Source organism: Actinoplanes philippinensis, assembly GCF_900113015.1.
In the GTDB taxonomy this organism is placed as follows: Bacteria; Actinomycetota; Actinomycetes; order Mycobacteriales; family Micromonosporaceae; genus Actinoplanes; species Actinoplanes philippinensis.
Genome location: NZ_FONV01000021.1, coordinates 82,492 through 106,517, shown reverse-complemented (window position 1 = coordinate 106,517; position 24,026 = coordinate 82,492). Strand labels below are relative to the sequence as shown.

The following is a 24,026-nucleotide window of genomic DNA, read 5'->3' as shown; positions in this document are numbered from 1 at the left end:
TGTTCGCCCCGGTCCAGCCGGCTCGGTCCAGCCGGGCCGATCTCGCTGTCAACCCTGTCCAGCCGACCGGATTCAGCCAGCCCGATCTCGCCGTTCCAGCCGGCCCGATTCAGCCGACATGAGACGACGGGACGGCCTGGCCGCCGGGGACGGCTTCGGCTACGTCCGGTCGACGGACACCAGGGCGCCGCTCTCCATCGCCACCCACACGCGGTCGGTGGTGACCCACAGGCCGTGCGGCTCCCGGCCGGGCAGCCGGTGCAGCGTGACGTCGCCGCCGGCGCTGATCCGGGCCAGATCGCCGGAGCCCCACAGCGTGACCCAGCAACCGCCGCCGGGGTCGGCCGCCACCGCATGCGGCCGGCAGGCGGGGTCGTCGAAGGTGATCTGCCGGACCGCGCCGGACGAATCGACGAGCCCGGCGCAGCCTCCGGCGATGTCCGCATACCAGACACCGGCCTTCGACGCGGCGATGCCGACCGGCGCGGCGGGCGCCCGGCCACCCGGCAGCTCCACGATCTCCAGCGTGCCGCCGGAGAGCCGGGCGAGCGCCCCGGCGCCGTTGAGCGCGACCCAGACGATTCCACCGGTGTCCACGGTGATCATCGCCGCCCGTGCGTCCGGCACCGGCAAGTCGATCATGGTGAGGTCGCCGGCGAGCGTGACATGACCGATCCTGTTCAGCCCCGGAGCGGTGAACCACACTCCCCCGCCGTCGGCGGGCGCGATGCCGTAGGGCGTGGCGCCGGCCGGCGTCTCGAACACCGTGTGGGCGCCGCCGGGATCACGCCGGACCAGGCGGTCGTCACTCCGGGTGCACCAGACGGCGCCGTCGGAGGCGACGGCCAGCAGCATCGGGCGGCCGTCGAGCGGCTCGTGCCGGACGCCGCCGGCGGTCACCCACGCCAGCGCCGGCGGATCGAGGATCGTCGTCCAGAGCGTGCCGCGGGGGTCACCGGCCACCGCATAGGGCGCCCATCCCGGCGGAAGTGTCACCTCGGTCATCACGGACCTCCGTTCTCCGACTAAAGCAACATCTGTAGCATTAACCAGATGGACCCGTATCCGCAAGCGCCTCCCGGAGCCGCCCGGCCCGGCGGCCGCACCGCCCGCACCCGCGCGCAGGTCCTCGACGCCGTCGCATCACTGCTGCTGGAGGGCGGTTTCGACGCGCTCACCGTGGACGCGGTCGCGGCCCGTTCGGGCGTGCACCGGACCACCGTCTACCGGCGCTGGCGCGACACCGGCGCCCTGCTCGCCGACTCCTTCGACGCCGCCCGCGAGCAGCCGTGGCAGCCGCCCGACACCGGTTCGCTGCTGGGCGACCTGACCGAGATCAACCGGCAGATCGTCGCCGCTCTCACCGAGCATCCGTCGATCACCGGCGCCCTGATCACGGCGTCGTTCCGCTCACCGGCGGCGGCCCGGGCGCTGCGCGACTTCTGGGAGGACCGGTTCGCGACGGCGGCCGTCGTCGTCGAGCGCGCCGCTCCCGGCGCCGACCCGCGCACCGTGCTGATCGCCGCCTGCGCGCCGGTCTTCTACGAGCTGGCGCTGCTGCGCTCGCCGGCCGCCGGCGACCTCGCCGAGCGCTACGCCCGGGTGGGCGCGGCGGCCGCCGGCTGACACCCTCCGGCCGCCACCTGTTCGCCTACGCCGTGGGCGTCTTCGCCGGTGCGCCGCTGTGGCGCACCACCGTCGCCATGGCGCCCTGGCTCGCCACCTTCCCGGCGGCGCGCCTGCCGCTCGAGGATTCCTGCGCACTCACCACCGGGCGCCGCTGGTACGCATCACCGCTCCGCAGGTCGGCACAGGCGCCGCACGGCTCCCCGACACCGATGGTGTCGTGCGGAACAGCCGGGTCGACGCGGCCGACCATCGCCTCAGCGACAGCGAGGAGGCTGCCGTCATCCGTCAGGCCCACGGTGGCGCCGACTCGCTGTACAGCTCCGACACCCGGGTGGAGAGCTTCAAGATCGACCACGGTCTGCGGCACTGGACCGAATACCACCCGGACAGCAGCTTCTGGACCTTTCAGGCCATCGAGGCGGCGGGCTTCACCGCCCACGCCGCCGTCCTCCTGGCCGCCGCGTTCTGGCTGGTCCGCCGTTCCTGACCAGGATGAGACGACGTTCCCCGAGGTCGACCGCCGTGGTCCCTGGAGCGCACGCCCGCCGAGCAGGACCGGGCCACCCGGGATCTCCCGGCGCATAGAGTGCGGCGTATGCGACTGATCAAGTTCACGCACGCCTGTGTCCGCCTGGAGGACGGCGACCGGCGGCTGCTGGTCGATCCGGGAGAACTGGCCGAGGACGAGGCGTTCGAGGGGGTCACCGACATCCTTGTCACGCACGAGCACGACGACCACGTGGATCTGGAGCGCATCGTGGCGCTGGCCGGCGTCCGCCCGCTGCGCATCCACGGCCCGGCGTCGGTGCGGACCCTCGCCGACGAGGCCGGCATCGGCGACGTGGTGACCGTGGTGGCCGCCGGTGACGTGTTCGAGGCCGCCGGTTTCCCGGTCACCGCGGTCGGCGGCAGGCACGCCGAGATCTACGACGGTCTCCCGGGCTGCCCCAATCTCGGATATGTGATCGACGGCGTCTACCACCCGGGGGACTCCTACTTCGTCCCCGACATCGCGGTCCACACGCTGCTGGTCCCGGCCGCGGCGCCGTGGGGCCGCCATCGGGAGGCGATCGAGATGACCCGTGCGGTCGCCCCGGACCGGGCGTTCCCGATTCACGACCGTGCCCTGTCGACAGACGTCGGCTACGGCAACTTCGACGCATGGATGGAGCACAAGGGAGGCACCGACTACGCCCGGATCCCCCTCGGCGAGTCGGTCACCCTGTAACTCCTCGCGCCGGCCGCTGGTGCTCGTTCGAGAGCACGACCGATGCCCTTCCCGGGCCGCACGCACCGGGCGCCCCGTCCGCGCGAACACCGCTGTCACCGTCCCGCGACGAGTCCAGCGGCGTGTCGTCCATCGGTGGCGGGGCGGCACCGGCCGGCCCGCCACGCGGTGCGGCCGCAGCCGGTCATCGGGCCGCCTGCTGGTGGGCGGCGCGGGTGAAGATGGCCTTCCATCGGGTGGGCAGGGTGGTTCCGGCGGCGGCGACCTGGTCGATGGACAGTGTGTGCAGGCCGTCGCCGCCGAAGGCCTCGATCTCGGCCCGGGTCAGCGGCCATGGCGGGCCGGCGCCGTCGCTGTCGATGCGCGTGGTCGCGGCGGCCAGGACGACCAGAGTGCCACCGGGCGCCACGAACGTGCCGACCGTGGGGATCGCCGCGGCGCGGATCGGCGCGGGCAGCGCCTGGACGTTGTTGCTCTCCAGAACCAGGTGGAAAGCGTGCCTCCAGTCGGCGGGCGGGTCGAGCAGGTCGGCGACCAGGTAGTTCACGGCTGTGCCGGGGTGCCGTTCGCGGGCCAGGTCGATGGCGGTCCCGGAGATGTCGAAAGCCGTCACCCGGTAACCGAGTCCGGCAAGGTACTCGGCGTCCCGGCCGGGGCCGCACCCGACGACGAGCGCCTGGCGGCCCTCGCCGGCCGGCAGATCCAGCGCCCGGAGATGGGCGCTCGGCGAGGGCAGATCCCATGGGACCTCGGCCTGGCCGGCGCGCGATTCGGCGTACAACTGCTCGAACCAGCCGGTGGGATCGCCGGCCGCGAGCGAGGCGGCGGCGAACCGGCGGGCATCGCCCGCCGAGGGCGAGCCAGAGGCCGGCCCAGAAAGCGAGCCAGAAGCCGATCCGGGAGATGCCCCGGAAGGCAGGCCAGAGGGCGAGTCGGAAGCCGGCCCGGAAGGCGAGGTGGAAGGCGAAGTGGAGGGCGAGCCGGGCGGGGCGGGGGACGGCGGCGGCTCGGGGGACGGGCCGGCGGTGGGCGACGGGGTCATCGGGGCACGACCCGGCGCATCTCGCGGAGGGCCTGGCGGCGGACGTCGCCGGTGAGGGTGTCGACATAGAGGCGGCCGTCGAGGTGGTCGGTCTCGTGTTGCAGGGCGCGGGCCAGGAAGCCGGCGCCCTCGATGACGAGGGGCTCGCCGTGCTGGTCGAAACCGGTCGCCACGACAGTGTCGTAGCGCGTGGTCTCGTAGCCGAGGCCGGGCAGGGACAGGCAGCCCTCCTCGTCGGTCTGTTCGCCGGCGTGGCCGCTGAGGACCGGGTTGACGAGGTGGCCGACGACACCTCCGACGTTGTAGGAGAAGACGCGCAGGCTGACGCCGATCTGCGGCGCGGCGACGCCGGCGCGGCCGGGCTCGCGGACGGTGTCCTCGAGGTCGCGGACCAGCTCACGCAATTGCGGGCCGAAGTCGGTCACCTCGTCGGCGGGCGTACGCAGGACCGGGTCACCGAAAAGCCGAATGGGCCGTACTGTCATGTCCCAGAGGCTAACCGGTCGTTACGTGGCGAACAGCGTGGGCCGCTCGGTGCGCAGCATGTGGCGTAGTTTGATCAGCGAGCGGCGGGTCTGCGACTTGACCACGGTGATCGGCACGTCCAGTTCCTGGGCGACCTGTTCCACGCTGTGGTCGGCGAAGTAGCGCAGCAGGACGATGGCGCGGTCCCGCACGGGCAGCCGGGACAGGGCGCCGAGCAGGGTGAGCCGCAGTTCGGGGCTGATCGAGTAGACGGGTTCGCGCAGTTCACCCGGGACGGTCTCGGTGGAGCTGCGGCGGCGCCGGTGGTCGAGATAGACCCGGAGCAGGACCTTCTGGGCGTACGCCACCAGGTTGTCGCTGTCGACGGCGCGCTCCCAGCTCAGGAACAGCTTGGTCAGCGTGGTCTGGGTGAGGTCCTGAGCGAGGTGCCAGTCGCGGCAGAGCTGGAAGGCGCTGCTGTGCAGGCGGGCGGTGGTCGCGTGGGCGAAACCCGCGAAGTCCGGCCGGACCGGACGGATGGTCGCCCGTATCGGGGTGACCGGGGGTTCGAGGAGTTCAAGCATGTCCGCGATCTCGTCTCTGTGCCAGCCACGGTGCACGCAGGGGTGCCACTGTGGACCGTCTCGGTGCCGCGCGGACGTCAACGTACGCGCTCGACCCCCGTCCGCGGGGGCGGATGCCGACAGTGGCACGCATTCGGTAGAGACGGCTCGGAGATCGCTATGAGCACGCTGTGCAGGTCATTGACCCCGGAGGGCCGCGCGGACCGGACCGGTCTTGGCCGCGGCTTCCTCCACTTCGGCGGCGGGCTCGCTGTCGATGGTGATGCCGCCGCCGGCCCACACGTGGGCGCGGGCGCCGTCGAGGGCGACGGTGCGGATGGTCAGGCCCAGATCGAGGTGGTCGTGACCGATCCAGCCCAGCGCGCCCATGCTGACGCCCCGGCCGACCGGTTCGAGGGCGGCGATCGCGGCGAGGGCGGCCAGTTTGGGGGCGCCGGTGACGCTGCCGCCGGGACAGACGGCCCGCAGCAGGCCGGCCAGGCCCACACCGGGGTCGAGGCTCGCGGACACCACCGACTCCGCCTGCCACAGACCGGCCCATTCGCGTACGGCGAACAGCTCGTCCACCCGCACCGGCCCGGTCCCCGGGAGACGGGCCAGGTCGTTGCGTTCCAGGTCGACGATCATCACGTGCTCGGCGCGTTCCTTGGCGGAGGCGAGCAGTTCCCGGCGGCCGGCGGCGGTGGCGGGGCGGGTGCCCTTGATCGGGCGGGTGACGATCCGCCCGTCCCGGACCTCGACGAGGGTCTCCGGGGAGGCGGTGGCGATGGCCCAGCCGTCGCCGGCCAGGATCCCGCCGTAGCGGGCGCCGGCGAGCGCGGCGACGCGGCGCAGGGCGGGGCCGGGGTCGCCGGTGTACGGCGCGGACGCGTGCCCGACGACGTTGACCTGGTAGACGTCACCGCGGGCGATGGCGGCCCGGACCTCGTCGACGGCGGCGGCGTGCCGCTCGGGCGTCCAGCTCTCCCGCCACGGCCCGAGGCTCCACGGCCCGGGGCTGCTCTGGTCAGGGTTCCAGGGGTCACCGGACATGTCACCGGTCGGTGTGACATCACGGGCATGTCGGTAAACAACGGCGTATACATCAGGAATGCCGGGCACTGGAGAGCGCGATCCGATGACACCACCTGCCATCACGGCCCCGGCATCGGCCGATACGTAGAGTGATGCCCCACAGATCTCGCCATCGCCGATCGTCTGGTATTTGTCACCCGTTCGGCCGAGGCTACGCACCGTTAGTCCGTTGTCGGCGAGGAAGTCCGCCACAAGCTCGGCAGGGTCACCGGGATCACCCTGATGCCATCGAAAGGCGCTTAACGCGTGGTGACGAGCGTGGCAGCCGGCCGGAGCACCCGGCGGACGGCCGATCGGAGGTAGCGGACAGTGGTCGACGACCGCTCCGGCGTGGAGCATGGGAGCCGAGGATCCGCGCGCCGACGCCGTCACCGGGTTGAACCAGTGTCGTTCGATGTGAGGTAACGTTCGTCACCGCAATTGTGAACCTTCACACAGCCCCCAACCGGAGTAAAACGATGTGCCAGCACCTGATCACGTGCCCCCCAGCCGACGCCACCGACCGTGAGGCCGCTCGCATCATCGCGACCTTCCAGGAGCAGGGATGGAGCCTGCTCTGCAACGGCGTGATCGTCTTCGAGGACACCGGTGAGCTGCTGCCCGACGGCACCACGATCGAGCCGCACCGCGGTCCGGCCGTGCACGCCCTGGCAGCCTGAAACCCCCACGACACGCGACGCAGCGTAGTCAATCGAGAACCACGGAAGCAGCGCAGGCCGCGATCACCGACGACCGCGACCTGCGCAACGGGAAAAACTGGGGCCTAGACGGCTCAGTCCTCGAAAGCTTCCGGCGACGGGCAGGAACACACCAGATTCCGGTCGCCGAAGGCCCCGTCGATACGCCGAACCGGCGGCCAGTACTTCGCCGTCCGGTCCACGCCCTCCGGGAAACCGGCCACGGAGCGTGAATACGGGTGGGTCCACTCGTCCGCCGTGACCGACGACGCCGTGTGCGGCGCGTTGGCGAGCGGGTTGTCGCCCGCCGGCCACTCCCCCGCCGCGACCTTGTCGATCTCGCCCTTGATGGCGATCATCGCGGCGATGAAACGGTCCAGCTCCGCGAGGTCCTCACTCTCGGTCGGCTCCACCATCAGGGTGCCGGCGACCGGGAACGACATCGTCGGCGCGTGGAAACCGTAGTCGATCAGCCGCTTCGCCACATCGTCCACGCTGACGCCGGTGGCCTTGGTGATCGGGCGCAGGTCGAGGATGCACTCGTGCGCGACCAGGCCGTTCTCCCCCGCATACAGCACCGGGTAGTGCTCGCGCAGCCGCGCCGCGACATAGTTGGCCGCCAGCACCGCCGACGCGGTCGCCGCCGCCAGACCGTCCGGGCCCATCATCCGGATGTACGCCCACGAGATCGGCAGAATGCCCGCGGACCCGTGCGCCGCCGCCGACACCGCGTGGTGATCACCCTGCTGCAGCGGGTCACCCGGCAGGAACTCGGCCAGATGCGCGCCGACCGCGACCGGGCCCACCCCGGGACCGCCGCCACCGTGCGGGATGCAGAACGTCTTGTGCAGGTTGAGGTGGGACACGTCGGCCCCGAACTTCCCCGGGCGGGCGTAGCCGACCAGCGCGTTCAGGTTCGCGCCGTCGACATACACCTGGCCGCCCGCCTCGTGCACCTTCGCGCAGAGGTCGGCGATGCTCTGCTCGTAGACGCCGTGGGTGGACGGGTAGGTCACCATGATCGCCGACAGCTGGTCACGGTGCTTCGCGATCTTCGCGTCCAGATCGGTGAGATCGACGTTGCCGTCGGCGTCACAGGCGACCACGACGACCCGCATGCCGGCCATGACCGCGCTCGCCGCGTTGGTGCCGTGCGCCGACGACGGGATCAGGCACACGTCTCGGTGCGCCTCACCACGGGAACGGTGGTAGCCACGGATCGCCAGCAGACCGGCCAGCTCACCCTGCGACCCCGCGTTCGGCTGGACGCTGACCGCGTCGTAACCGGTGATCTCGGCGAGCCACGCCTCCAGCTGCGCGACCAGGTGCTCGTAGCCCTCGGTCTGCGAGGACGGCGCGAACGGGTGGATGTTCGCGAACTCCGGCCAGGTGACCGCCTCCATCTCGGTGGTGGCGTTCAGCTTCATCGTGCACGAGCCCAGCGGGATCATGCCGCGGTCGAGCGCGTAGTCACGGTCGGAGAGCTTGCGCAGGTAGCGCAGCATGCTCGTCTCGGAGTGGTGGGTGTTGAACACCGGGTGCGTCAGGTAATCCGACGTCCGGGCGAGCGGGCGGGCGCCGCACTCGGCCGGGGCGGACACCCCGGCCCCGAAAGCGGCCAGCACGGTCGCCACGTGCGCGTCGGTGGTGGTCTCGTCGGCGGAGATCGACACCCGGTCGGCGTCCACCTGGAGCAGGTCGACACCGTCGGCGGCGGCCGCCTCGACGATCTCCGCCGCGCGGCCCGGCACGACGGCGGTGACCGTGTCGAAGAACGCGCCCGAGGTCAGCGGGATCCCGGCGGCGGTCAGCGAGCCGGCCAGGGTCAGCGCGTGCCCGTGCACCCGCTTCGCGATGCCCCGCAGACCGGCCGGGCCGTGGTACACCGCATACATGCTCGCCATCACGGCCAGCAGCACCTGTGCGGTGCAGATGTTCGAGGTCGCCTTCTCCCGGCGGATGTGCTGCTCCCGGGTCTGCAACGCGAGCCGGTAGGCCTGGTCGCCGTCGGCGTCCTTGGAGACGCCGACCAGACGGCCGGGCAGCGACCGCTCCAGGCCGGCGCGCACGGCCAGATATCCGGCGTGCGGGCCACCGAAGCCCAGCGGTACGCCGAAGCGCTGGGTGGTCCCGGCGGCGATGTCGGCACCGATCTCGCCCGGGGCGCGCAGCAGTGTGAGGGCCAGCAGGTCGGCCGCGACCGTGACCAGGGCGCCCTTGGCGTGCGCGGCCTCGACCAGGGCGGCGTGGTCACGCACGGCACCGGAGGCGCCCGGATACTGCAGGTGCAGGCCGAAGAACTCCTCCGGCAGCTCGCCGCCCTCGACGTCGACGAGAACCACGTCGATGCCGAGCGGTTCGGCGCGGGTCCGCAGCACCGACAGTGTCTGCGGGAAGGTGTCGGCGTCCACCGCGTACACGTTGCTCTTGCTCTTGGAGGAACGCCGGGCCAGCGTCATCGCCTCGGCGACCGCCGTGGCCTCGTCGAGCATCGACGCGTTCGCCGTGGTCAGGCCGGTCAGGTCGGTGACCATGGTCTGGAAGTTGAGCAGCGCCTCCAGACGGCCCTGGCTGATCTCCGGCTGATACGGCGTGTACGCCGTGTACCACGCCGGGTTCTCCAGTACGTTCCGCTTGATCACCGCGGGCGTGACGGTGTTGTAGTAGCCGAGGCCGATCATCGGGGTGGCGAGCACGTTACGGTCGGCGATCGACCGCAGCTCGGCGATCGTCTGCTCCTCGGAGATCCCGGCCGGGAGATCGAGATCACCGTGGAAGCGGATCGACTCGGGGATCGCGGCGTCCATCAGCTGCTCGACCGAGCCGTAGCCGATCGCCTTCAGCATCGTGGTCTGCTCGTCGGCGTCCGGGCCGATGTGCCGGGAAACGAACGGGGACGTCATGGGCGACTCCTGGCGTGAGAAGGTCGAGAAGCAACCTCCCCCTCTGTCATACCCATCTTGCGGGCACTTCAGAGTTGCCAACCTGCGCGGTCCCTTGTGCCTGAAAGTTTCCGGGGAGGATTTGCCTCTTCGGCGCCGCGTCAGCGGACTCTCCCGCGCTGCGACCAACCTACCAGCGGCCATGGGGAAGATCGGGAGTCCTAGGGTGTGCCTGTGACGTACTTCCCTGCCGCCGACCGCTACGCCGACATGATCTACCGGCGTGCTGGTCGCAGCGGTCTCAAGCTTCCCGCCATCAGCCTGGGCCTCTGGCACAACTTCGGTGACGGCCGGCCCGCCGACCGGCAGCGCGACATCGTGCGCCGCGCCTTCGACCTCGGGGTGACGCACTTCGACCTGGCCAACAACTACGGGCCCCCACCGGGCAGCGCCGAGACCAACTTCGGGCGCATCCTGGCCGCCGATCTCGCCGGCCACCGCGACGAGCTGATCATCTCGACCAAGGCCGGCTACACCATGTGGGACGGCCCGTACGGCGACTGGGGCTCCCGCAAGTACCTGGTGTCGTCGCTGGACCAGTCCCTGAAGCGGATGGGCCTGGAGTACGTCGACGTCTTCTACCACCACCGGCCCGACCCGGAGACCCCGCTCGAGGAGACGATGACCGCGCTCGACGCGATCGTCCGCTCCGGCAAGGCCCTCTACGTCGGCATCAGCAACTACAAGAGCGAGCAGGCCGCCCGCGCCGCCGACATCCTGCGCGAGCTGGGCACCCCGCTGCTGATCCATCAGCCGTCCTACTCGATCCTCAACCGGTGGATCGAGCACGACCGGCTCCTCGACACCCTGGAGGCGGCCGGCGCCGGCTGCATCGCGTTCAGCCCCCTGCAGCAGGGCCTGCTCACCGACCGCTACCTGACCGGCATCCCGGACGACTCGCGGATCCGTACCAGCGTGTTCCTCAACGAGAGCGCCCTGGACAACAAGACCCTCGCCCGGCTGCACGCGCTCGACGATGTCGCCAAGCGGCGCGGCCAGACCCTCGCCCAGCTGGCGCTGGCCTGGGCGCTGCGCGACCCGCGGATGACCAGCCTGATCATCGGCGCGTCCAGCGTGCAGCAGCTGGAGAACAACGTGGCCGCGCTCGGCAACCTCACGCTCGACCAGAGTGAGCTGGACGAAATCGACGCGACCGTCCTTGATCTCTGACCGTATCCTCCTGGCTCATGATCGAGCTGGTTGAACGGCACACGGCCCTCGCGGTCGTGGTCGGATCACGCGCCTACGGACTCCACGGGCCCGGATCCGACCACGACCGGCGAGGCGTGTTCGTGGCGCCGACCCGCGACTTCTGGACCCTCGACAAGCCGCCCACCCACCTGGACGGGCCGGCCGAGGAGCAGTTCTCGTGGGAGATCGAACGGTTCTGCGCGCTCGCCCTGCAGGCCAACCCGACGGTCCTCGAAGTGCTGTGGTCACCGCTCGTCGAGTCGATCACCGACGACGGCCGCCTGCTGACCGGCGTCCGCGGCGCCTTCCTGTCCCGGCGGGTCGCCGAGACCTACGGCAGTTACGCCCGCGACCAGCTCGCCAAGGTCGCCAACCGGCACGAGAGAACCGGGCAGATCAACTTCAAACAGGCCATGCACATGGTACGGCTACTGATGGCCGGAGTTCATGTCCTGCGCACCGGCGAGGTGCTCGTCGACGTCTCCGACCACCGCGAGGAGCTGCTGTCGATCAAACGCGGCGAACGCCCCTGGGACGAGGTGTCCGCGTGGGCCGGGCGGCTCCAGGAGGAGCTCGCCGGGGCGGCCGCCGCCACGTCGCTCCCCCCGGCCCCGGACCGGGCCGCTGTCGACCGGGTGCTGGTAGCCGTACGAGAAAGGAACCTCCGATGACCACCGTCGTGCCGGAGTGGGCCGCCGACGCCGCCACCGCCCTGCCGTATCCGCTGATCTTCGCCACCGTGAGCGGCGCCCACCTGTACGGGTTCGCCTCCGTCGACTCCGACCTCGACCTGCGCGCCTCGCACGCGCTGCCGCCGCACGAGGTCGTCGGCCTGCGCACCGGCCCCGACACGATCGAGCACGACAGCGTCCGCGACGGCGTCGAACTGGACATCGTCAGCCACGACCTGCTGAAATTCGCGAAACTGCTGAACAGCCGCAACGGGTACGTTCTGGAACAGCTGCTGTCACCGCTCGTGGTCGTCACCAGCGACATCCACCAGGAGCTCACATCGCTGGCGCCCCGGCTGATCACCAGCAACCACGCCCACCACTACCTCGGTTTCGCCGCCGGCCAGGAACGCCTCTACCACCGGATCGGGCAGCTCAAGCCCGCTCTCTACACCCTGCGCGTGCTGCTCACCGGCATCCACCTGATGCGCACCGGGGAACTCGAGTGCGACCTCCGCGTGCTCGGCGACACGATCGCCTACGTGCCGGAACTCATCGCCGCCAAACACGAAGCCGAACACGGTCCGTTACCGGCACGGGCGGCGGCCCACCTCGCCGCCGACATCCCGGCGCTGCGCGCCGACCTCGAGGAGGCCAGGGACAACAGCCCGCTTCCGGGGTACGCCGACCCGGCGGCCGTGGACGCACTGCACGACTTGGTGGTCCGCACCCGCCTCGCTCAACCGTCGCCGGCAACCTCCGTGTCACGGTGGTGAATCTTCGGGCGTACTGAAAGGATCTACGCCATGGAGTACCGGTATGTCGGGGGCAGCGGACTTCGCGTCAGTGAGCTGTGCCTCGGAACGATGACGTTCGGCAACGAGTCCGACGAGACCACCTCCCATGCGATCCTCGACCGCTATGTCGAGGCGGGCGGTGACTTCATCGACACCGCCGACGTTTATGCGGGCGGCGCCTCCGAGGAGATCATCGGGCGCTGGCTCGCCCGGCAGCGGCGGGACTCGCTGGTCATCGCGACCAAGGGGTTCTGGGCGACCGGCGACGCCGGCAACGACCACGGCGCCGGGCGCAAGCACCTGATCTCCGCCGTGGAGGCCAGCCTGCGCCGGCTCGGCACCGACCACATCGACCTCTATCAGCTGCACTGCTTCGACGAGACGACACCCGTCGAGGAGACCCTGTCGACGCTCGACACGCTCGTGCGTACCGGGAAGGTCCGGCATCTCGGGGTGTCCAACTACGCGGCGTGGCAGCTGCAGAAGTCGGTGGACGTCGCCCGGTTCCGCGGCTGGGAGCCGTTCGTGGCCGCGCAGCCGCTCTACAACCTCATCGACCGGGAGATCGAGACCGAGTTCGTCCCCGTCTGCCGCAACGAGAACGTCGGCATCATCCCCTGGTCGCCGATGCGCGGCGGCTGGCTCACCGGCAAGTACCGGCGCGGCATGACCTCGGCGCCGGCCGGCAGCCGGTGGGACGGCGACAAGCAGCCGTGGCTCGGCAACTGGGAGGACAGCGTCGACGAGCGCGTCTGGCGCGTCACCGACGCCCTGCTCGACGTCGCCGCCACCATCGACCGTCACCCCGCCCAGGTGGCGCTGCGCTGGCTGCTGCAACGACCCGGCGTGACCGCCCCGATCATCGGCGCCCGCACCGTCGACCAGCTCACCGACAATCTCGGCGCGACCGGCTGGAGCCTCGACGACAAACACCTCGACCGGCTGACCGCCGCCGGCGAGCAGCCCCTGCCCTACCCGCACGCGTATCTGGCCAGGTCACCGCGGAGTCGCCGGGAATTGTCGTAGGTGGTGGCTAGGCTGCGGCCGTGAAGACGATCAGCACCCGCGACTGGGACGCCGGGGCCGGCACGCAGCGGCGACACGAGCAGGTCCAGTTCTCCGGGCTGGACCTGTGCGAGACCGACCTGGAGGGCGTCGAGTTCTCCGAGTGCGTCTTCCGCGACGGCCGGTTCAACTGCGCCCAGGCCGTCGACGTGGCGTTCCTCAACTGCCGGTTCGTCAACTGCAACTTCTTCGACGCCACGTTCACCAACTGCAAGGCGGTCGGCAGCAGCTTCGAGGGCTGCAGCTTCGACCTCACCACTGTCGACGGCGGCGACTGGTCGTTCACCGTGCTGCCCCGCGCCGATCTGGGCAGCGCCACGTTCACCGGTGTCCGCATGCGCGAGGCCGACCTGACCGCCGTCCGGGCCCGCAACGGCACGATGCGCGGCCTCGATCTGTCCGCCGCGCAGCTGACCGGCGCCGACTTCACCGGCTGCGACCTGCGCGGCACCGACCTGCACGCCTTCGACCCACGCACTCTCGAGCTCCGCGACGCCGTCATCACCGCCGACCAGGCCATCGTGCTCGCGATGTCCCTGGGCCTGCAGATCCGCGACGCCTGATGACCGCGACCCCGCCGCGGCCCCGCGGCCACTCCACCGCGCCGCAGCCCCGCGGCCACTCCACCGCGCCGCAGCCCCGCGGCCACTCGACCCCACCGTGGCAGGCCGGCACCGTCGGCTCCGCGCCACCGATCGGCGCCTTCACCACGCCGTCACGGCCGGTGGACATCGGGGCGATCTTTCCCGATCTGCGCGGTTTCGCGACCACGGCCACCCGGCTGCATCCGCGGCCCGGTGCGCCGGGCGTCACGGACACCTCGGTCGGCGGGCCGCTGCTGTGGCCGGCCGACGAGCCGTGGCCGTTCTGCCACGACGGTGGCAGGCACTACGTGCACCGGCTGCAGACGCCGGCGACGGTCCACCGCAGCCGCGCGATCCTCGCCGCCGCACGGGGTCGTGACCTCACCGCCGAGGAGCGCGACGCCCTGCCCGGCTGGGACTTCTCCGAGCCCCATGACCTGGTCGACCAGCCGATCCCACTGGTTCCGGTGGCTCAGCTGTATCGTCGCGACATTCCGGATTTCGCCGGGCCGGACGACTGCGACCTGCTCCAGGTGCTGTGGTGCCCCCTCGACCATCCCGACGAGCATCACAACCCACGGGTGCAGGTCCACTGGCGGCGCTCCGCCGACGTCACCGGCCCGCCGGTCGTGCCACCCGAGCCGCCGGTGGTCCGTAACGAATATCTCCCGACGGTCTGCGCGGTGCACCCGGATCAGGTGGTCGAGTATCCACCTCAGGAGCTCCTGCCCGATTCCCTGGCCGAGCGGATCACCGCCTGGGACGACGATCAGGCCGAACCCCTCTACGAGTACGACCTGTCCCTGTCCCCCGGGTGGAAGGCCGGCGGCTTCGCGTGCGGCTCGGTGTCGGACATCTGGGAGTGGCACTGCGCCGAGTGCGGCACGCCGATGCGTCTGCTGCTGGCCGCCGCCTCCGCCGAGTGGGGCGACGGCCGGAGCTGGCGCCCACCCCAGGACCCCGCCGACGCCGACTGTTACGTCACGGGGGTGTGCATCGGCCGCGGCTGGGACCTCAACATCCTGCACTGTCCCGCTTCCTTCGACCACCCGATCCGTGCCGTCGGCGCCTGAAACCACCTCGATCACACCCGGTGGACCGTCCTGGGAGTCCAGGCGTTTGCCTTCGGCACGCTGTGCCGGTTTACGCTGATGGCATGTCTGTGAGTGCCGCCCCCGTTACACACCTCGCCCGGCCGCACCGGCCCGTGGTCGTGGCGGGGACGCTCGGCGAGTTGTGCGGGCCGACGAGCGGGTTCGCCGAGTTGCCGTTGCGCCTGTGGTGGCATCCGCAGCGGGCGTTCGACCTGAGCCAGCACACCATGCTCCTGTGGATGTATGAGAATGTGCTCCGCGAGGCCATCCGCATCGACGAGCTGCGCCACCACCTCGACGGGGCCACCCTGGTGCGGGTGTGGCCGGAGCTCAACCTGCCCCGCGGCGTCCGCGCCGCCTGGGAGGCCCGCCACCCCCGGCTACGACTGCGCACCGCCGCCTGACGCGCATTCACGACGCGGGCCGCACGAGCGGCGTCACCCCGGCGGCGGCCGGTCCAGCGCGTCCTGTGCGTCCGGCGGCCGGTGCAGCACGTCCTGTGCGTCCGGCGGCCGGTGAGGCGCGTCCTGTGCGTCGGGCGGCCGGGCAGTGTGTCAACCTTGCCGGGTGAGCGTCGACGACTTCTACCGGGAGGTGGCCCGCATCGCCCTGGCGGTCGCCGACAAACACGGGTTCGTCCTGGGCGGCGGGGTCGCCTGGCTGGTGAACGGGCTGGTGGCGCGGCCGACGGAGGACATCGACCTGTTCACCGACACGGCCGGTGGGGTGGCGGCCGCCGCCGGGGAGGTCACGTCGGCGCTGACCGCGGCCGGGTACCGGGTGGTCCGGGAGGAGGCCGACGAGCTGTTCGCCGGCATGGACGCCGACATCCAGGAGTTCCTGGTGGCCGGCGAGCACCGGGCGCTGCGCCTGACGCTGTGCCGCCTGGATCGGCACCGCGCGCCGGTGGTGATGGACGTGGGCCCGGTCATGCACCTCGACGACCTGGTCGCCACCAAGGTCGCCGCCCTGGTCAACCGGCGGGAGGTGCGCGACTACATCGATGTGGCATCGGCGCTGGAACGCTACCCGCTCGACCGGGTCCTGGAGCTGGCGCACGCCGCCGACCCGGCGCTGGACCCGGAGGACCTCGCCGACGCCGGCCGCTACCTGGACCGGCTCGACGACGCCCGGTTCGCGCTCTACGGTCTGGACCGGGCGGCGATCGCCGAACTCCGCAACCGTCTGAAGGGCTGGCCGCGCACGTGAGACTCACCGGGATCCTGCTGCCGGGCCGCCTCTACTCGACCGCGGGCACGCTGTTCGACCTGGCCGACGCCGTCCTCACCGGGCGCGGCGACGCCGTCGAGCATGTCACCTGGCTGGCGCCGGAGGGTCTGCTGGACATCGACCCGGAGCCGTTCGTGCGGGTGCACGCCGAGGCCGCCCTGCACCGGATCGACGCGTCGACGCAGCCGGTGCTCATTGCGAAGTCGCTCGGCACACGCGCCGCCGCCTTCGCCGCGGAACGGCGGCTGCCGGCGATCTGGCTCACCCCGCTGCTGACCGACCCGTCGGTCGCCGCCGCGATCACCGCGAACCCGGCGCCCGCCCTGCTCGTCGGGGGCACCGCCGACACGTTCTGGGACACGTCCGCGGCCCGCGCCACCGGCAAGCCCTGCCTGGAGATCCCCGGCGCCGACCACGCCCTGCGCGTTCCCGGCCCGATCCGCGACTACACGAACGTCCTGGAGACCATCGGGACGAACATCGAGAACTTCCTTGATCTCGTACGCTCGGAAACCTCCCCGACCGCAGTTCTCACCGTTCTCGAGAGTCGGCGCGAGGCGGCGTACCCCCGAGGCCTTTGACGCGGCCGCCGGGCTGAAGCGATCCGTCACCGCCGATGGACCGCTATGCTCCGGCGGTGACCGTCTCCCCCTCGGCGCGGGCCGTCCAGCAGTATGCGACGACCGCGGCGAACCTGACCGCCCGGATGGCGCTGCACACCTATCGGACGAACCCGGAGGACTGGTTCACGTTCGTGGCCGCCCGGCTGCCGGCCGGCGGTGACGTGCTGGAGGTCGGGGCCGGCACGGGTGCGCTGTGGTCCCGCGTGGACCGCGGCGGCATGCGGCTGACGCTGACCGATTTCTCGCCCGTCATGTGTGAGCGCCTGCGTGCGGTCGACGGCGCCACGGTGCTCCAGTGCGACGCGGCTGAGCTGCCGTTCCCCGCCGCCTCGTTCGACACGCTGATCGCCAACCACATGCTCTACCACCTTGACGATCCTCGGGCGGCGCTGGCCGGGTTCGCCCGGGTGCTGCGCCCGGGCGGCCGGATCCTCGTCGCCGTCAACGGCCGCGACCACCACACCGAGATCACCGCGCTCGGCCCGGCGATCGGGCGCCCCGACCTGGTCCTGTCGGCCGCCCGGCATGATGTCACCGCCGAGACCGTCCCGCTGTGGATGGCCGACCATTTCGACGCCGTCACCACCGAGCGTTACCCCGGCGCCATCGAGGTCCCGTCGCCCGAGCCGGTGCTCGCGTTCCTGGCCAGCATCGCCGCCGAGCCGCTGACCGCCGCCGAGGAGGCCGCCGCCCGCAAGTTGATCGAGGCCCGGATCGCGGCCGACGGTGTGTTCCACATCCGCCGGCACACCGTCCTGATCAGCGCTGTCCGGCCCTGACCACGGCCGACGGCGTACGCCGCACGCCCTGATCAGCGCTGACCGGCCCGGACCACGGCCGACGGCGTACGCCGCACGCCCTGATCAGCGCTGACCGGCCCGGACCACGGCCGACGGCGTGTTTCGTATGTCCTGCCATCAGCGCTGACGTGTTCGGACCGCTCAGCAGGCCCGGCAGCAGAGCAGTTCCCCGGTCCGGCGGGCCCGGACGGCGAGGGCCGCGACCTCGGCGACGATCTCCGCGCCGAGGTCCTCGTCGATCTGCTCGCCCTCCTCCGCCCGCAGCTCCAGCCAGCGGCCGGCGACTCCGGTGACGTCCCCGGCCAGCGCCTCGGTCAGCACCGCCGGGAAGATCAGCACGAGGGCGCCGTCGTCGTCACCGAGTGGCTCCGGACCCTCCACGTCGTCGAACTCACGTCCGGTCAGGAGGCTCTCCCACTCCTCGATCGACAGCAGGGCATCGAAGTTGCCGTACGTCAGAGCGTCGCCGCCGGGCCCCGCCTCGACAGCCGCGGCCGCCGTCTCGCGATCGGCCGCGAGGAAGAACTCGATGATCGTGCTCACGCAGCGATCATGCCGCATCCGGACCGCGGAACTCGGCCACCACCTCGATCGTGCCGACGATGTTCGCGTTGAACTCGTCCAGGTCCTCGGCCGGGATCCAGTACTCGAGGATGGTGCGGCCGCCGACCTGGTGCACCTCGTACCGGTCGAGGAACGAGCGGCGCACCGCGAACCGGGTCACGTAGCCGACGCCGGACGCCGGGACGTTCCAGTCCCGGGCGATCATGGTGGCGTACTCCTCGTTCAGCACCGGGTAGAAGATCGGCTGATCGGGGAGCCGCGGCGGCCAGGCACGCCGGCCCGACTCCTCGACCAGCGCCAGCTCCTGCGGCCCGGTCGGCCGCCACAACGTCACCGTCTCCTCTGTCTGCACCGCCCCATGATCGTCGAGCCGGGACGGGACCCGCCAGCCGATTACCGTGCGCGAGAATGCACTGTGGACTTCACCCTCGATCAGGTACTGGCCTGGCGGATGAGCCGGCAGTTCCTCAGCGGGCCGGACGCGGACTCAACCGGCGCGGCGTCGACGGTCACCGGCACGGCGAGCACGGAGGCGGCCGGCGCGGGATCGGCCGACGCGGGATCGGCCGGCGCGGCGTCGACGGGCACCGGCACGGCGAGCACGGAGGCGGCCAGCACCGACTCGGCCGGCGGGGGATCGACCGACGCGGACTCGGCCGGCGCGGACTCGGCCCGCGCGGGATCGGCCGGCGCGGGATCGGCCGGCGCGGACTCGGCGGGCGCGGTCGTCGCGCGGCTGTGCGGTGTGCAGGCGCAGGTGGCGTCGGCCGCCGAGCAGGCCATCGCGGCGCGGCTCGGGTCGTCCGCCACGGATACCGGGGAGGCGGCCCGGAGCGGCGTGAGTTGATGAAGGTGTGGGCGATGCGGGGCACGTTGCACCTGCTCACCGCCGGGGACGCGGCGGCCTGCCTGAGTCTGATGGCCGCGGCGCGCACGTGGGAGAAGGGGGCGTGGCAGCGGACGTTCGCGACCGTGGATCAGGTCGGCGCCCTCGCGGACGCGGTTCGGGAGATCCTGCCCGGGCGGGTCCTCGGCCGCGAGGAGCTGGCGGCGGAGATCCTCCGGGTGACGCGGGACGAGTCGCTGGGCGAGCTGCTCGGGTCCGGCTGGGGCACCGTGCTCAAACCGCTGGCCTGGCAGGGGCTGATCTGTCACGGGCCGGGCGACGGCAACCGGGTCACGTTCACCAGCCCGGGGACGTGGTTCGGCGACTGGGCGGGGCTGCCCGCGCCGGAGGAGGCGGCGGCGCGGATCGTTCCGGCGTATCTGGGCGCGTATGGGCCGGCCACGATGGAGACGTTCGACCAGTGGCTGATCCGGGGCGCGTCGAAACGGGCGTCGTTGCGGGGCTGGTTCGCGGATCTGGCCCGGTCGGGAGTCATCACCGAGGTGTCGGTCGACGGGCGGCGCGCCTACGCCCGCACCGCCGACCTGGACGACATCGCGGCCGCCACGTCGATGCCGACGGTCCGGCTGCTGCCGGCGTTCGACCAGTACGTGCTCGGCCCCGGCACCGGCGACGAGCACCTCATCGCGCCGCACCGGCGGGCCCTGATCAGCCGGACCGGCGGCTGGATCTCACCGGTCGTGGTCGCCCGGGGCAGGGTCGCCGGCACCTGGGAACGGGACGGAGAAGCCCTGACGGTCGGCCTGTTCGCCGAGGCCGGGCCGGTGCCGGAGACCGCATTGGCCGCTGAGGCACACCGCCTCGTCAAGACCGCCGAGCTGATCGTGGTGACCGTCTGAACGGCTCGCCGCCGAGGTGAGGAGGTGAGCAAGGTGTCCGGTCGAGACGGCGCGGACCGGGGCGGATGTCGGCGAGGGCTCAGGCGGGGTAGGTGAAGGTGTCGCGGGCGCCGGGGCTCAGCCAGCCTCGGTCGACCATGGTGTCCAGGATCTGCTCCCAGCCGTCCTTCGGCGCCGGGTGGTCCGGGTCGAGCTGCACCGCGAGCAGGGCCGCCTCGGGGACGGACAGCTGGGCGGGCGCCTTCTGGAAGTACGTGCGGGCGGCGGTGACCAGGCCGATCGCGCCGCGGCCGTAGTCGGCGCGGTTGAGGAAGCGCTCCAGGATCTCCTCCTTGGGGTACGCGGACTCCGCCTTCCTCGCCATGATCCGCGTCCGCAGGCCCGGCTCGGCGCCGGCGGCGATCTCCACGTAGCGGCGGGTGAGCGGCGAGTCGTCGGAGGAGTAGAAGCCGGGGTCGACGGCGGCGACGAACGCGTTGGCCACCGCGGGCGGCAGCTCGGCCACCGTGACCACCGGGTGGGTGACGGTGCTCTCGGCCAGGGGCACGCTGTCGTAGTAGTAGGTGGCTCCGGTGACGCCGCCGGCCCCGAGCAGCAGCGCGATCGACACGCCGATGACCACACTGTGGCCGCGACGCCCCGGCCGCGGAGCCGGGGCGGAGGTGGGCTGGGCAAGATCGGCGATCGTCATCGACACACCATAGGGGCACGGCGTGGTCGCGCCAAGACCGGCGTCACCTGCTGTGACGGCCGGCCGGCGAGGATGCCTCCTGCGTGTGAGCGGGGCGCGTGGACCGTACCGCCGCGGGGTTGTCATCGGCAGTGACGGCCCGGCAACCCGATGATCAACGCGGCGCCGACGGTCAGATGAAGGCCGAGCAGAGCGAGGCGGACGCCGAGGCCGATGCCGGCCATCGGGCCGGCGAGGGAGAGCAGCAGCACCGCCGACGCGATGATCCGGAAGGTCCGGGCCGGTCTGCGCGCCGAGCGTTCCAGGAGGGCGAGCAGCGCCCAGGCGGCGGCGCCGGCGACGAGCGCGGCGGTGACAACCGCGACCGCGCCGACGTGCTGGACCGTGTCGCCCTGGCGGACCGCGAGCTCGATGCCGCCCCAGGTGTCGACCGACCAGAGGAGCAGCGCGCTCGTGGCGCCCGCCGCGACGGTGATCGCCCGGCCGGTGGTGGTGGAGTGGAGGCGCTGATGCGTGTTCGTCGTCATGGGCATCAGCGTGGCCGACCGGGGCGGGCGCCCACATCGGGCCGAAGACGGGGCGCCACCAACTTTGGATGGTGTCGGCGACCGGCGATCGATGGTTAGCCTCGCCGGGTGAACGGGATCAGAGGCCGGGCCCGGGCCTACGGGGTGGGCCGCGCCGACGGGATCGGCGGGTTCAGGAACGGGTGGGGGGTCGCGGCGCTGCTGGGCGGGTCCGGTCTGCTGATCGTGGCGACCGTTCTCGGGCGGTGGAGCAGCGACCCCGGCGATCCGCTGCTGCTGCTCGACGTCGGCGCCGGTGTGCTGGCCTGGCTGCTGACGCCGCTGCTGGTGTGGTGGCCGGTCGGCGGGACGGCGGCGCTGACCGTCCTGGCCGTGCTGTCGCCCGCGGTGACGCCGCCGGCGACGATGGGCGCGCTGCAGGTGGCGCGGCGGCGGGACCGGACAGCGGCGGTCGTGGTGGCAGGCGGCGGGATCGCGGCGCACGCGGTGCAGGGGGCGTGGCGGGTCAACGGCGGCATGTCGTACGGCTGGTGGCTGGCCCTGGTGACGATCGCCTACGGCGCGCTGCTCGGCTGGGGTCTGTGGGCGCGGGCCCGGGAGGCGCTGATCCGCACCCTCCAGGAGCGGGCGCAGCGGGCCGAGGCCGAGCAGGGCCGCCGGGTCGCGGAGGCGCGGATGCTGGAGCGCCGGCAGATCGCCCGGGAGATGCACGACGTGCTGGCGCACCGGTTGTCGCTGCTGGCGACGTTCGCGGGGGCGATGGAGTTCCGGCCGGACGCGCCGCCGGAGCAGATGTCGCGGGCGGCCGGGGTGGTGCGCAGCGGGGTGCATCAGGCGCTGGAGGAGCTGCGGGAGGTGATCAGCCTGCTGCGGGAGGACGACGGCGGCGACGGGGTGCATCCGCAGCCGGTGCTCGCCGACGTGCCGCGGCTGGTGGCCGAGTCGCGGGAGGCGGGGACCGAGGTGCTGCTGCGGGAGGCGGTGGACGATCCGGCGGGCGCGCCGCCCGCTGTCGCGCGGACGGCGTACCGGGTGGTGCAGGAAGGACTGACGAACGCCCGCAAGCATGCCGCCGGGCAGGCCGTCCGGGTGACGGTCAGCGGCGGCCCGGGCGCGGGTCTCGAGGTCGACGTGCGCAACCGTCTGGCGGCCGGCGGCACGCTGCCGTCCGGCGGGGCGGGGCTGGTCGGGCTCACCGAGCGGGTGCACCTGGCCGGCGGGACGCTCGACCATGAGCGGGCCGACGGCGAGTTCCGTCTGCACGCGTCGATACCATGGCCGGCGTGACCAGCCGGCCGGTACGTGTGCTCGTCGTCGACGACGACGCGCTGGTGCGTGCCGGGCTGACGATGATGCTCGACGGCGCGCCCGGCATCGCCGTCGTCGGTGAGGCGTCCGACGGCGACCAGGTGCCCGCCGCCCTCGACGCGCACGCGCCCGACGTGGTGCTGATGGACGTGCGGATGCCCCGCGTCGACGGGATCACCGCCACCCGACGCCTGCGCGCCCGGCCTCGGCCGCCCGAGGTGATCGTGCTGACCACCTTCGACACCGACGAGAACATCCTGCACGCGCTACGGGCCGGGGCCAGCGGGTTCCTGCTCAAGGACACCCCGCCGGCCCGGATCGCCGAGGCGGTGCGCCAGGTCGCGGCGGGCGAGCCGATCCTGTCCCCACGGATCACCCGCCGGCTGATGGACCGGGTGGCCGTGCAGGCGGGAGCCTACGCCCAGGCCCGGGCCACCCTGGCCACGCTGAGCCCCCGCGAGCGGGACGTGGTCGTCGCGATCGGCCGGGGGCACGGCAACGCCGAGATCGGCGCCGAGCTGGACATGACCCTGGCCACGGTGAAGAGCCACGTGTCGCACATCCTGACCAAGCTGGGGCTCGACAACCGGACCCAGATCGCCCTGCTCGCCCACGACGCGGGGCTGGCCTAGGCGCTAGCCGAGGTCGTAACCGGCGGGCGGCCCGGTGCGCTCCCAGCGGACGCCGGTGACCGTGCGGGTGCGGCCGTCGACGCTGACCCGGGCGCCGGGCGGGTCCCCCTCGTACGGCTCGACGAGCACCGCGTCCAGGATGTGCCGGGCACCGTCGACCGAGCCGCGCAGGCTGGTCGACCGCAGCACCCGGCCCAGGGTGATCGCCGCGTCCCGCAGCCGGCGGTCCGCGCCCGGCTCCCAGACGGCGAGCGCCGCGTCGACGCGGGCCCACAGCCGCCAGCGGTCGGCGTCGAGCAGCAGGCGGGCGGCCCGGTCGACGGCGGCGCAGGTGATGTCGACGGCCGACTCCTCGCCGAGCTCGGCGGCCCAGGCCAGCTCCTCGGCGGGCGGCAGCAGCTCGGGCGAGTCGTGCAGGACCACGGCGTACAGCATGCCGAGGACGGTCTCGCGCGCCTCGCCCGCGTAGAGCGGCCCGAACGACCGCATCGGCGGGAACCGGCGGACCAGATGCGCGGCCCGGCCCAGCGGGAGGTCCACGGCGAGTCGGGTATCCGTCACCCGGGCGTGGAACGTGCGCTGTTCGCGGGCAGCGAAAATCCAGGCGCGATGGTCGTCGGCGAGCAGCCGTGCCGCCACCGAGTAGGAGACCCCCAGCTGGGCGGCGAGCGCTCGGATGGCCCGTTTACGGGCGCGGTCGGGGACGGGCCGGCGGGTGCGGGTACCGGTCATGGGGGCCTCCCGGACACATCGTGGGTGCGGTTTCCGTTGTACATTCGCAGAAGCAGCGCGCCTGCACGAGCGTAGCGACGTCCCCCACGCGGGCGCCGCCCCACGCCAAGAGGCTCAGACTCAGCGCACC

29 protein-coding genes and 1 riboswitch are annotated in these 24,026 nt (G+C 72.2%); of the genes, 18 read left to right on the top strand and 11 right to left on the bottom strand.

Going from position 1 to position 24,026, the window contains the following annotated elements:
- Positions 1 to 159: 159 nt before the first annotated feature.
- Entirely contained in the window at positions 160 to 1,005 is an 846-nt protein-coding gene (locus BM290_RS40975; protein WP_239143846.1) for a Vgb family protein, read from the bottom strand.
- A 48-nt stretch (positions 1,006 to 1,053) separates the two neighbouring features.
- On the opposite strand from BM290_RS40975, the gene BM290_RS40970 reads away from it, so the two are divergent.
- The 3 genes from BM290_RS40970 (at position 1,054) to BM290_RS40960 (ending at position 2,857) form a co-directional block, all read left to right on the top strand.
- Positions 1,054 to 1,626 (top strand): TetR/AcrR family transcriptional regulator, encoded by a 573-nt coding sequence (locus BM290_RS40970; protein ID WP_093621367.1) that lies wholly within the window; start codon positions 1,054 to 1,056, stop codon positions 1,624 to 1,626.
- Between the two features lie 220 nt (positions 1,627 to 1,846).
- On the top strand, positions 1,847 to 2,116 hold the full coding sequence (locus BM290_RS40965) for a hypothetical protein (protein ID WP_093621366.1): 270 nt from the start codon (positions 1,847 to 1,849) through the stop codon (positions 2,114 to 2,116).
- A 108-nt stretch (positions 2,117 to 2,224) separates the two neighbouring features.
- Complete coding sequence (locus tag BM290_RS40960) at positions 2,225 to 2,857, top strand: MBL fold metallo-hydrolase (protein ID WP_093621365.1); 633 nt, start codon at positions 2,225 to 2,227, stop codon at positions 2,855 to 2,857.
- Between the two features lie 184 nt (positions 2,858 to 3,041).
- Here the strand turns inward: BM290_RS40960 and BM290_RS40955 are convergent, their stop codons facing one another.
- The 4 genes from BM290_RS40955 to BM290_RS40940 form a co-directional block, all read right to left on the bottom strand.
- The gene (locus BM290_RS40955) at positions 3,042 to 3,638 is read right to left on the bottom strand and encodes a class I SAM-dependent methyltransferase (protein ID WP_239143847.1); all 597 of its coding nucleotides are present in this window, start codon (positions 3,636 to 3,638) and stop codon (positions 3,042 to 3,044) included.
- Positions 3,639 to 3,895: 257 nt separating this feature from the next.
- Positions 3,896 to 4,384, bottom strand: a complete 489-nt coding sequence (locus tag BM290_RS40950) for a peptide deformylase (RefSeq protein WP_093621364.1) — start codon at positions 4,382 to 4,384, stop codon at positions 3,896 to 3,898.
- A gap of 21 nt (positions 4,385 to 4,405) precedes the next feature.
- Entirely contained in the window at positions 4,406 to 4,948 is a 543-nt protein-coding gene (locus tag BM290_RS40945) for a sigma-70 family RNA polymerase sigma factor (protein WP_093621398.1), read from the bottom strand.
- 177 nt (positions 4,949 to 5,125) lie between these two features.
- Positions 5,126 to 6,361 carry a chorismate-binding protein gene (locus BM290_RS40940; RefSeq protein WP_093621363.1) on the bottom strand — a complete coding sequence of 412 codons (1,236 nt, stop codon included), beginning with the start codon at positions 6,359 to 6,361 and terminating at the stop codon, positions 5,126 to 5,128.
- A gap of 119 nt (positions 6,362 to 6,480) precedes the next feature.
- On the opposite strand from BM290_RS40940, the gene BM290_RS40935 reads away from it, so the two are divergent.
- Positions 6,481 to 6,681 carry a DUF5999 family protein gene (locus BM290_RS40935; protein ID WP_093621362.1) on the top strand — a complete coding sequence of 67 codons (201 nt, stop codon included), beginning with the start codon at positions 6,481 to 6,483 and terminating at the stop codon, positions 6,679 to 6,681.
- Positions 6,682 to 6,794: 113 nt separating this feature from the next.
- Here the strand turns inward: BM290_RS40935 and gcvP are convergent, their stop codons facing one another.
- Positions 6,795 to 9,602, bottom strand: a complete 2,808-nt coding sequence (gene gcvP / locus BM290_RS40930; RefSeq protein ID WP_093621361.1) for an aminomethyl-transferring glycine dehydrogenase — start codon at positions 9,600 to 9,602, stop codon at positions 6,795 to 6,797.
- A 77-nt stretch (positions 9,603 to 9,679) separates the two neighbouring features.
- Positions 9,680 to 9,768, bottom strand: a riboswitch (glycine riboswitch).
- Positions 9,769 to 9,809: 41 nt separating this feature from the next.
- On the opposite strand from gcvP, the gene mgrA reads away from it, so the two are divergent.
- The 10 genes from mgrA (at position 9,810) to BM290_RS40880 (ending at position 17,675) form a co-directional block, all read left to right on the top strand.
- On the top strand, positions 9,810 to 10,811 hold the full coding sequence (gene mgrA, locus BM290_RS40925; protein WP_373871105.1) for an L-glyceraldehyde 3-phosphate reductase: 1,002 nt from the start codon (positions 9,810 to 9,812) through the stop codon (positions 10,809 to 10,811).
- Between the two features lie 17 nt (positions 10,812 to 10,828).
- Positions 10,829 to 11,503, top strand: coding sequence for a nucleotidyltransferase domain-containing protein (locus tag BM290_RS40920; protein ID WP_093621359.1), 675 nt, complete (start codon positions 10,829 to 10,831; stop codon positions 11,501 to 11,503).
- A complete protein-coding gene (locus tag BM290_RS40915) occupies positions 11,500 to 12,279 on the top strand; it encodes a nucleotidyltransferase domain-containing protein (RefSeq protein WP_093621358.1) in 780 nt (259 codons plus the stop codon). The genes BM290_RS40920 and BM290_RS40915 overlap by 4 nt, the downstream gene beginning before the upstream one ends.
- A 30-nt stretch (positions 12,280 to 12,309) precedes the next feature.
- Positions 12,310 to 13,326 (top strand): aldo/keto reductase, encoded by a 1,017-nt coding sequence (locus tag BM290_RS40910; protein ID WP_143134122.1) that lies wholly within the window; start codon positions 12,310 to 12,312, stop codon positions 13,324 to 13,326.
- A 20-nt stretch (positions 13,327 to 13,346) separates the two neighbouring features.
- Positions 13,347 to 13,928, top strand: a complete 582-nt coding sequence (locus BM290_RS40905; RefSeq protein WP_177320107.1) for a pentapeptide repeat-containing protein — start codon at positions 13,347 to 13,349, stop codon at positions 13,926 to 13,928.
- On the top strand, positions 13,928 to 15,022 hold the full coding sequence (locus tag BM290_RS40900; protein ID WP_218163315.1) for a hypothetical protein: 1,095 nt from the start codon (positions 13,928 to 13,930) through the stop codon (positions 15,020 to 15,022). Before BM290_RS40905 ends, BM290_RS40900 begins: the two co-directional genes overlap by 1 nt.
- Before the next feature lie 83 nt (positions 15,023 to 15,105).
- A complete protein-coding gene (locus BM290_RS40895) occupies positions 15,106 to 15,447 on the top strand; it encodes a hypothetical protein (RefSeq protein ID WP_093621357.1) in 342 nt (113 codons plus the stop codon).
- A 163-nt stretch (positions 15,448 to 15,610) separates the two neighbouring features.
- Positions 15,611 to 16,252, top strand: coding sequence for a nucleotidyl transferase AbiEii/AbiGii toxin family protein (locus BM290_RS40890; RefSeq protein WP_093621356.1), 642 nt, complete (start codon positions 15,611 to 15,613; stop codon positions 16,250 to 16,252).
- Positions 16,249 to 16,854 carry an alpha/beta hydrolase gene (locus BM290_RS40885; protein WP_177320106.1) on the top strand — a complete coding sequence of 202 codons (606 nt, stop codon included), beginning with the start codon at positions 16,249 to 16,251 and terminating at the stop codon, positions 16,852 to 16,854. Before BM290_RS40890 ends, BM290_RS40885 begins: the two co-directional genes overlap by 4 nt.
- A gap of 56 nt (positions 16,855 to 16,910) precedes the next feature.
- Entirely contained in the window at positions 16,911 to 17,675 is a 765-nt protein-coding gene (locus BM290_RS40880; protein ID WP_093621396.1) for a class I SAM-dependent methyltransferase, read from the top strand.
- Positions 17,676 to 17,837: 162 nt separating this feature from the next.
- On the opposite strand, the gene BM290_RS40875 is transcribed toward BM290_RS40880, so the two are convergent.
- Positions 17,838 to 18,239: a hypothetical protein gene (locus BM290_RS40875; RefSeq protein WP_143134121.1), complete on the bottom strand. Its 402-nt coding sequence runs from the start codon at positions 18,237 to 18,239 to the stop codon at positions 17,838 to 17,840.
- 7 nt (positions 18,240 to 18,246) lie between these two features.
- Complete coding sequence (locus tag BM290_RS40870) at positions 18,247 to 18,612, bottom strand: hypothetical protein (RefSeq protein ID WP_177320105.1); 366 nt, start codon at positions 18,610 to 18,612, stop codon at positions 18,247 to 18,249.
- 6 nt (positions 18,613 to 18,618) lie between these two features.
- Between BM290_RS40870 and BM290_RS40865 the strand changes: the two genes are divergently transcribed.
- Together BM290_RS40865 and BM290_RS40860 are read left to right on the top strand one after the other, a co-directional pair.
- On the top strand, positions 18,619 to 19,107 hold the full coding sequence (locus tag BM290_RS40865) for a hypothetical protein (protein ID WP_143134120.1): 489 nt from the start codon (positions 18,619 to 18,621) through the stop codon (positions 19,105 to 19,107).
- A 14-nt stretch (positions 19,108 to 19,121) separates the two neighbouring features.
- Positions 19,122 to 20,006, top strand: a complete 885-nt coding sequence (locus tag BM290_RS40860) for a DNA glycosylase AlkZ-like family protein (RefSeq protein WP_177320104.1) — start codon at positions 19,122 to 19,124, stop codon at positions 20,004 to 20,006.
- A gap of 79 nt (positions 20,007 to 20,085) precedes the next feature.
- Here BM290_RS40860 and BM290_RS40855 read toward each other — a convergent pair whose 3' ends face one another.
- Both BM290_RS40855 and BM290_RS40850 read right to left on the bottom strand, forming a co-directional pair.
- On the bottom strand, positions 20,086 to 20,697 hold the full coding sequence (locus BM290_RS40855) for a transglycosylase domain-containing protein (RefSeq protein WP_177320103.1): 612 nt from the start codon (positions 20,695 to 20,697) through the stop codon (positions 20,086 to 20,088).
- A gap of 122 nt (positions 20,698 to 20,819) precedes the next feature.
- Positions 20,820 to 21,224: a DUF6069 family protein gene (locus tag BM290_RS40850; RefSeq protein WP_093621351.1), complete on the bottom strand. Its 405-nt coding sequence runs from the start codon at positions 21,222 to 21,224 to the stop codon at positions 20,820 to 20,822.
- 108 nt (positions 21,225 to 21,332) lie between these two features.
- Here BM290_RS40850 and BM290_RS40845 point away from each other — a divergent pair, with 108 nt between their 5' ends.
- Both BM290_RS40845 and BM290_RS40840 read left to right on the top strand, forming a co-directional pair.
- Complete coding sequence (locus tag BM290_RS40845; RefSeq protein WP_239143848.1) at positions 21,333 to 22,511, top strand: sensor histidine kinase; 1,179 nt, start codon at positions 21,333 to 21,335, stop codon at positions 22,509 to 22,511.
- Entirely contained in the window at positions 22,499 to 23,164 is a 666-nt protein-coding gene (locus BM290_RS40840; RefSeq protein ID WP_093621350.1) for a response regulator, read from the top strand. Before BM290_RS40845 ends, BM290_RS40840 begins: the two co-directional genes overlap by 13 nt.
- A gap of 3 nt (positions 23,165 to 23,167) precedes the next feature.
- Here BM290_RS40840 and BM290_RS40835 read toward each other — a convergent pair whose 3' ends face one another.
- On the bottom strand, positions 23,168 to 23,896 hold the full coding sequence (locus tag BM290_RS40835) for a hypothetical protein (RefSeq protein WP_093621349.1): 729 nt from the start codon (positions 23,894 to 23,896) through the stop codon (positions 23,168 to 23,170).
- Between the last annotated feature and the right edge of the window lie 130 nt (positions 23,897 to 24,026).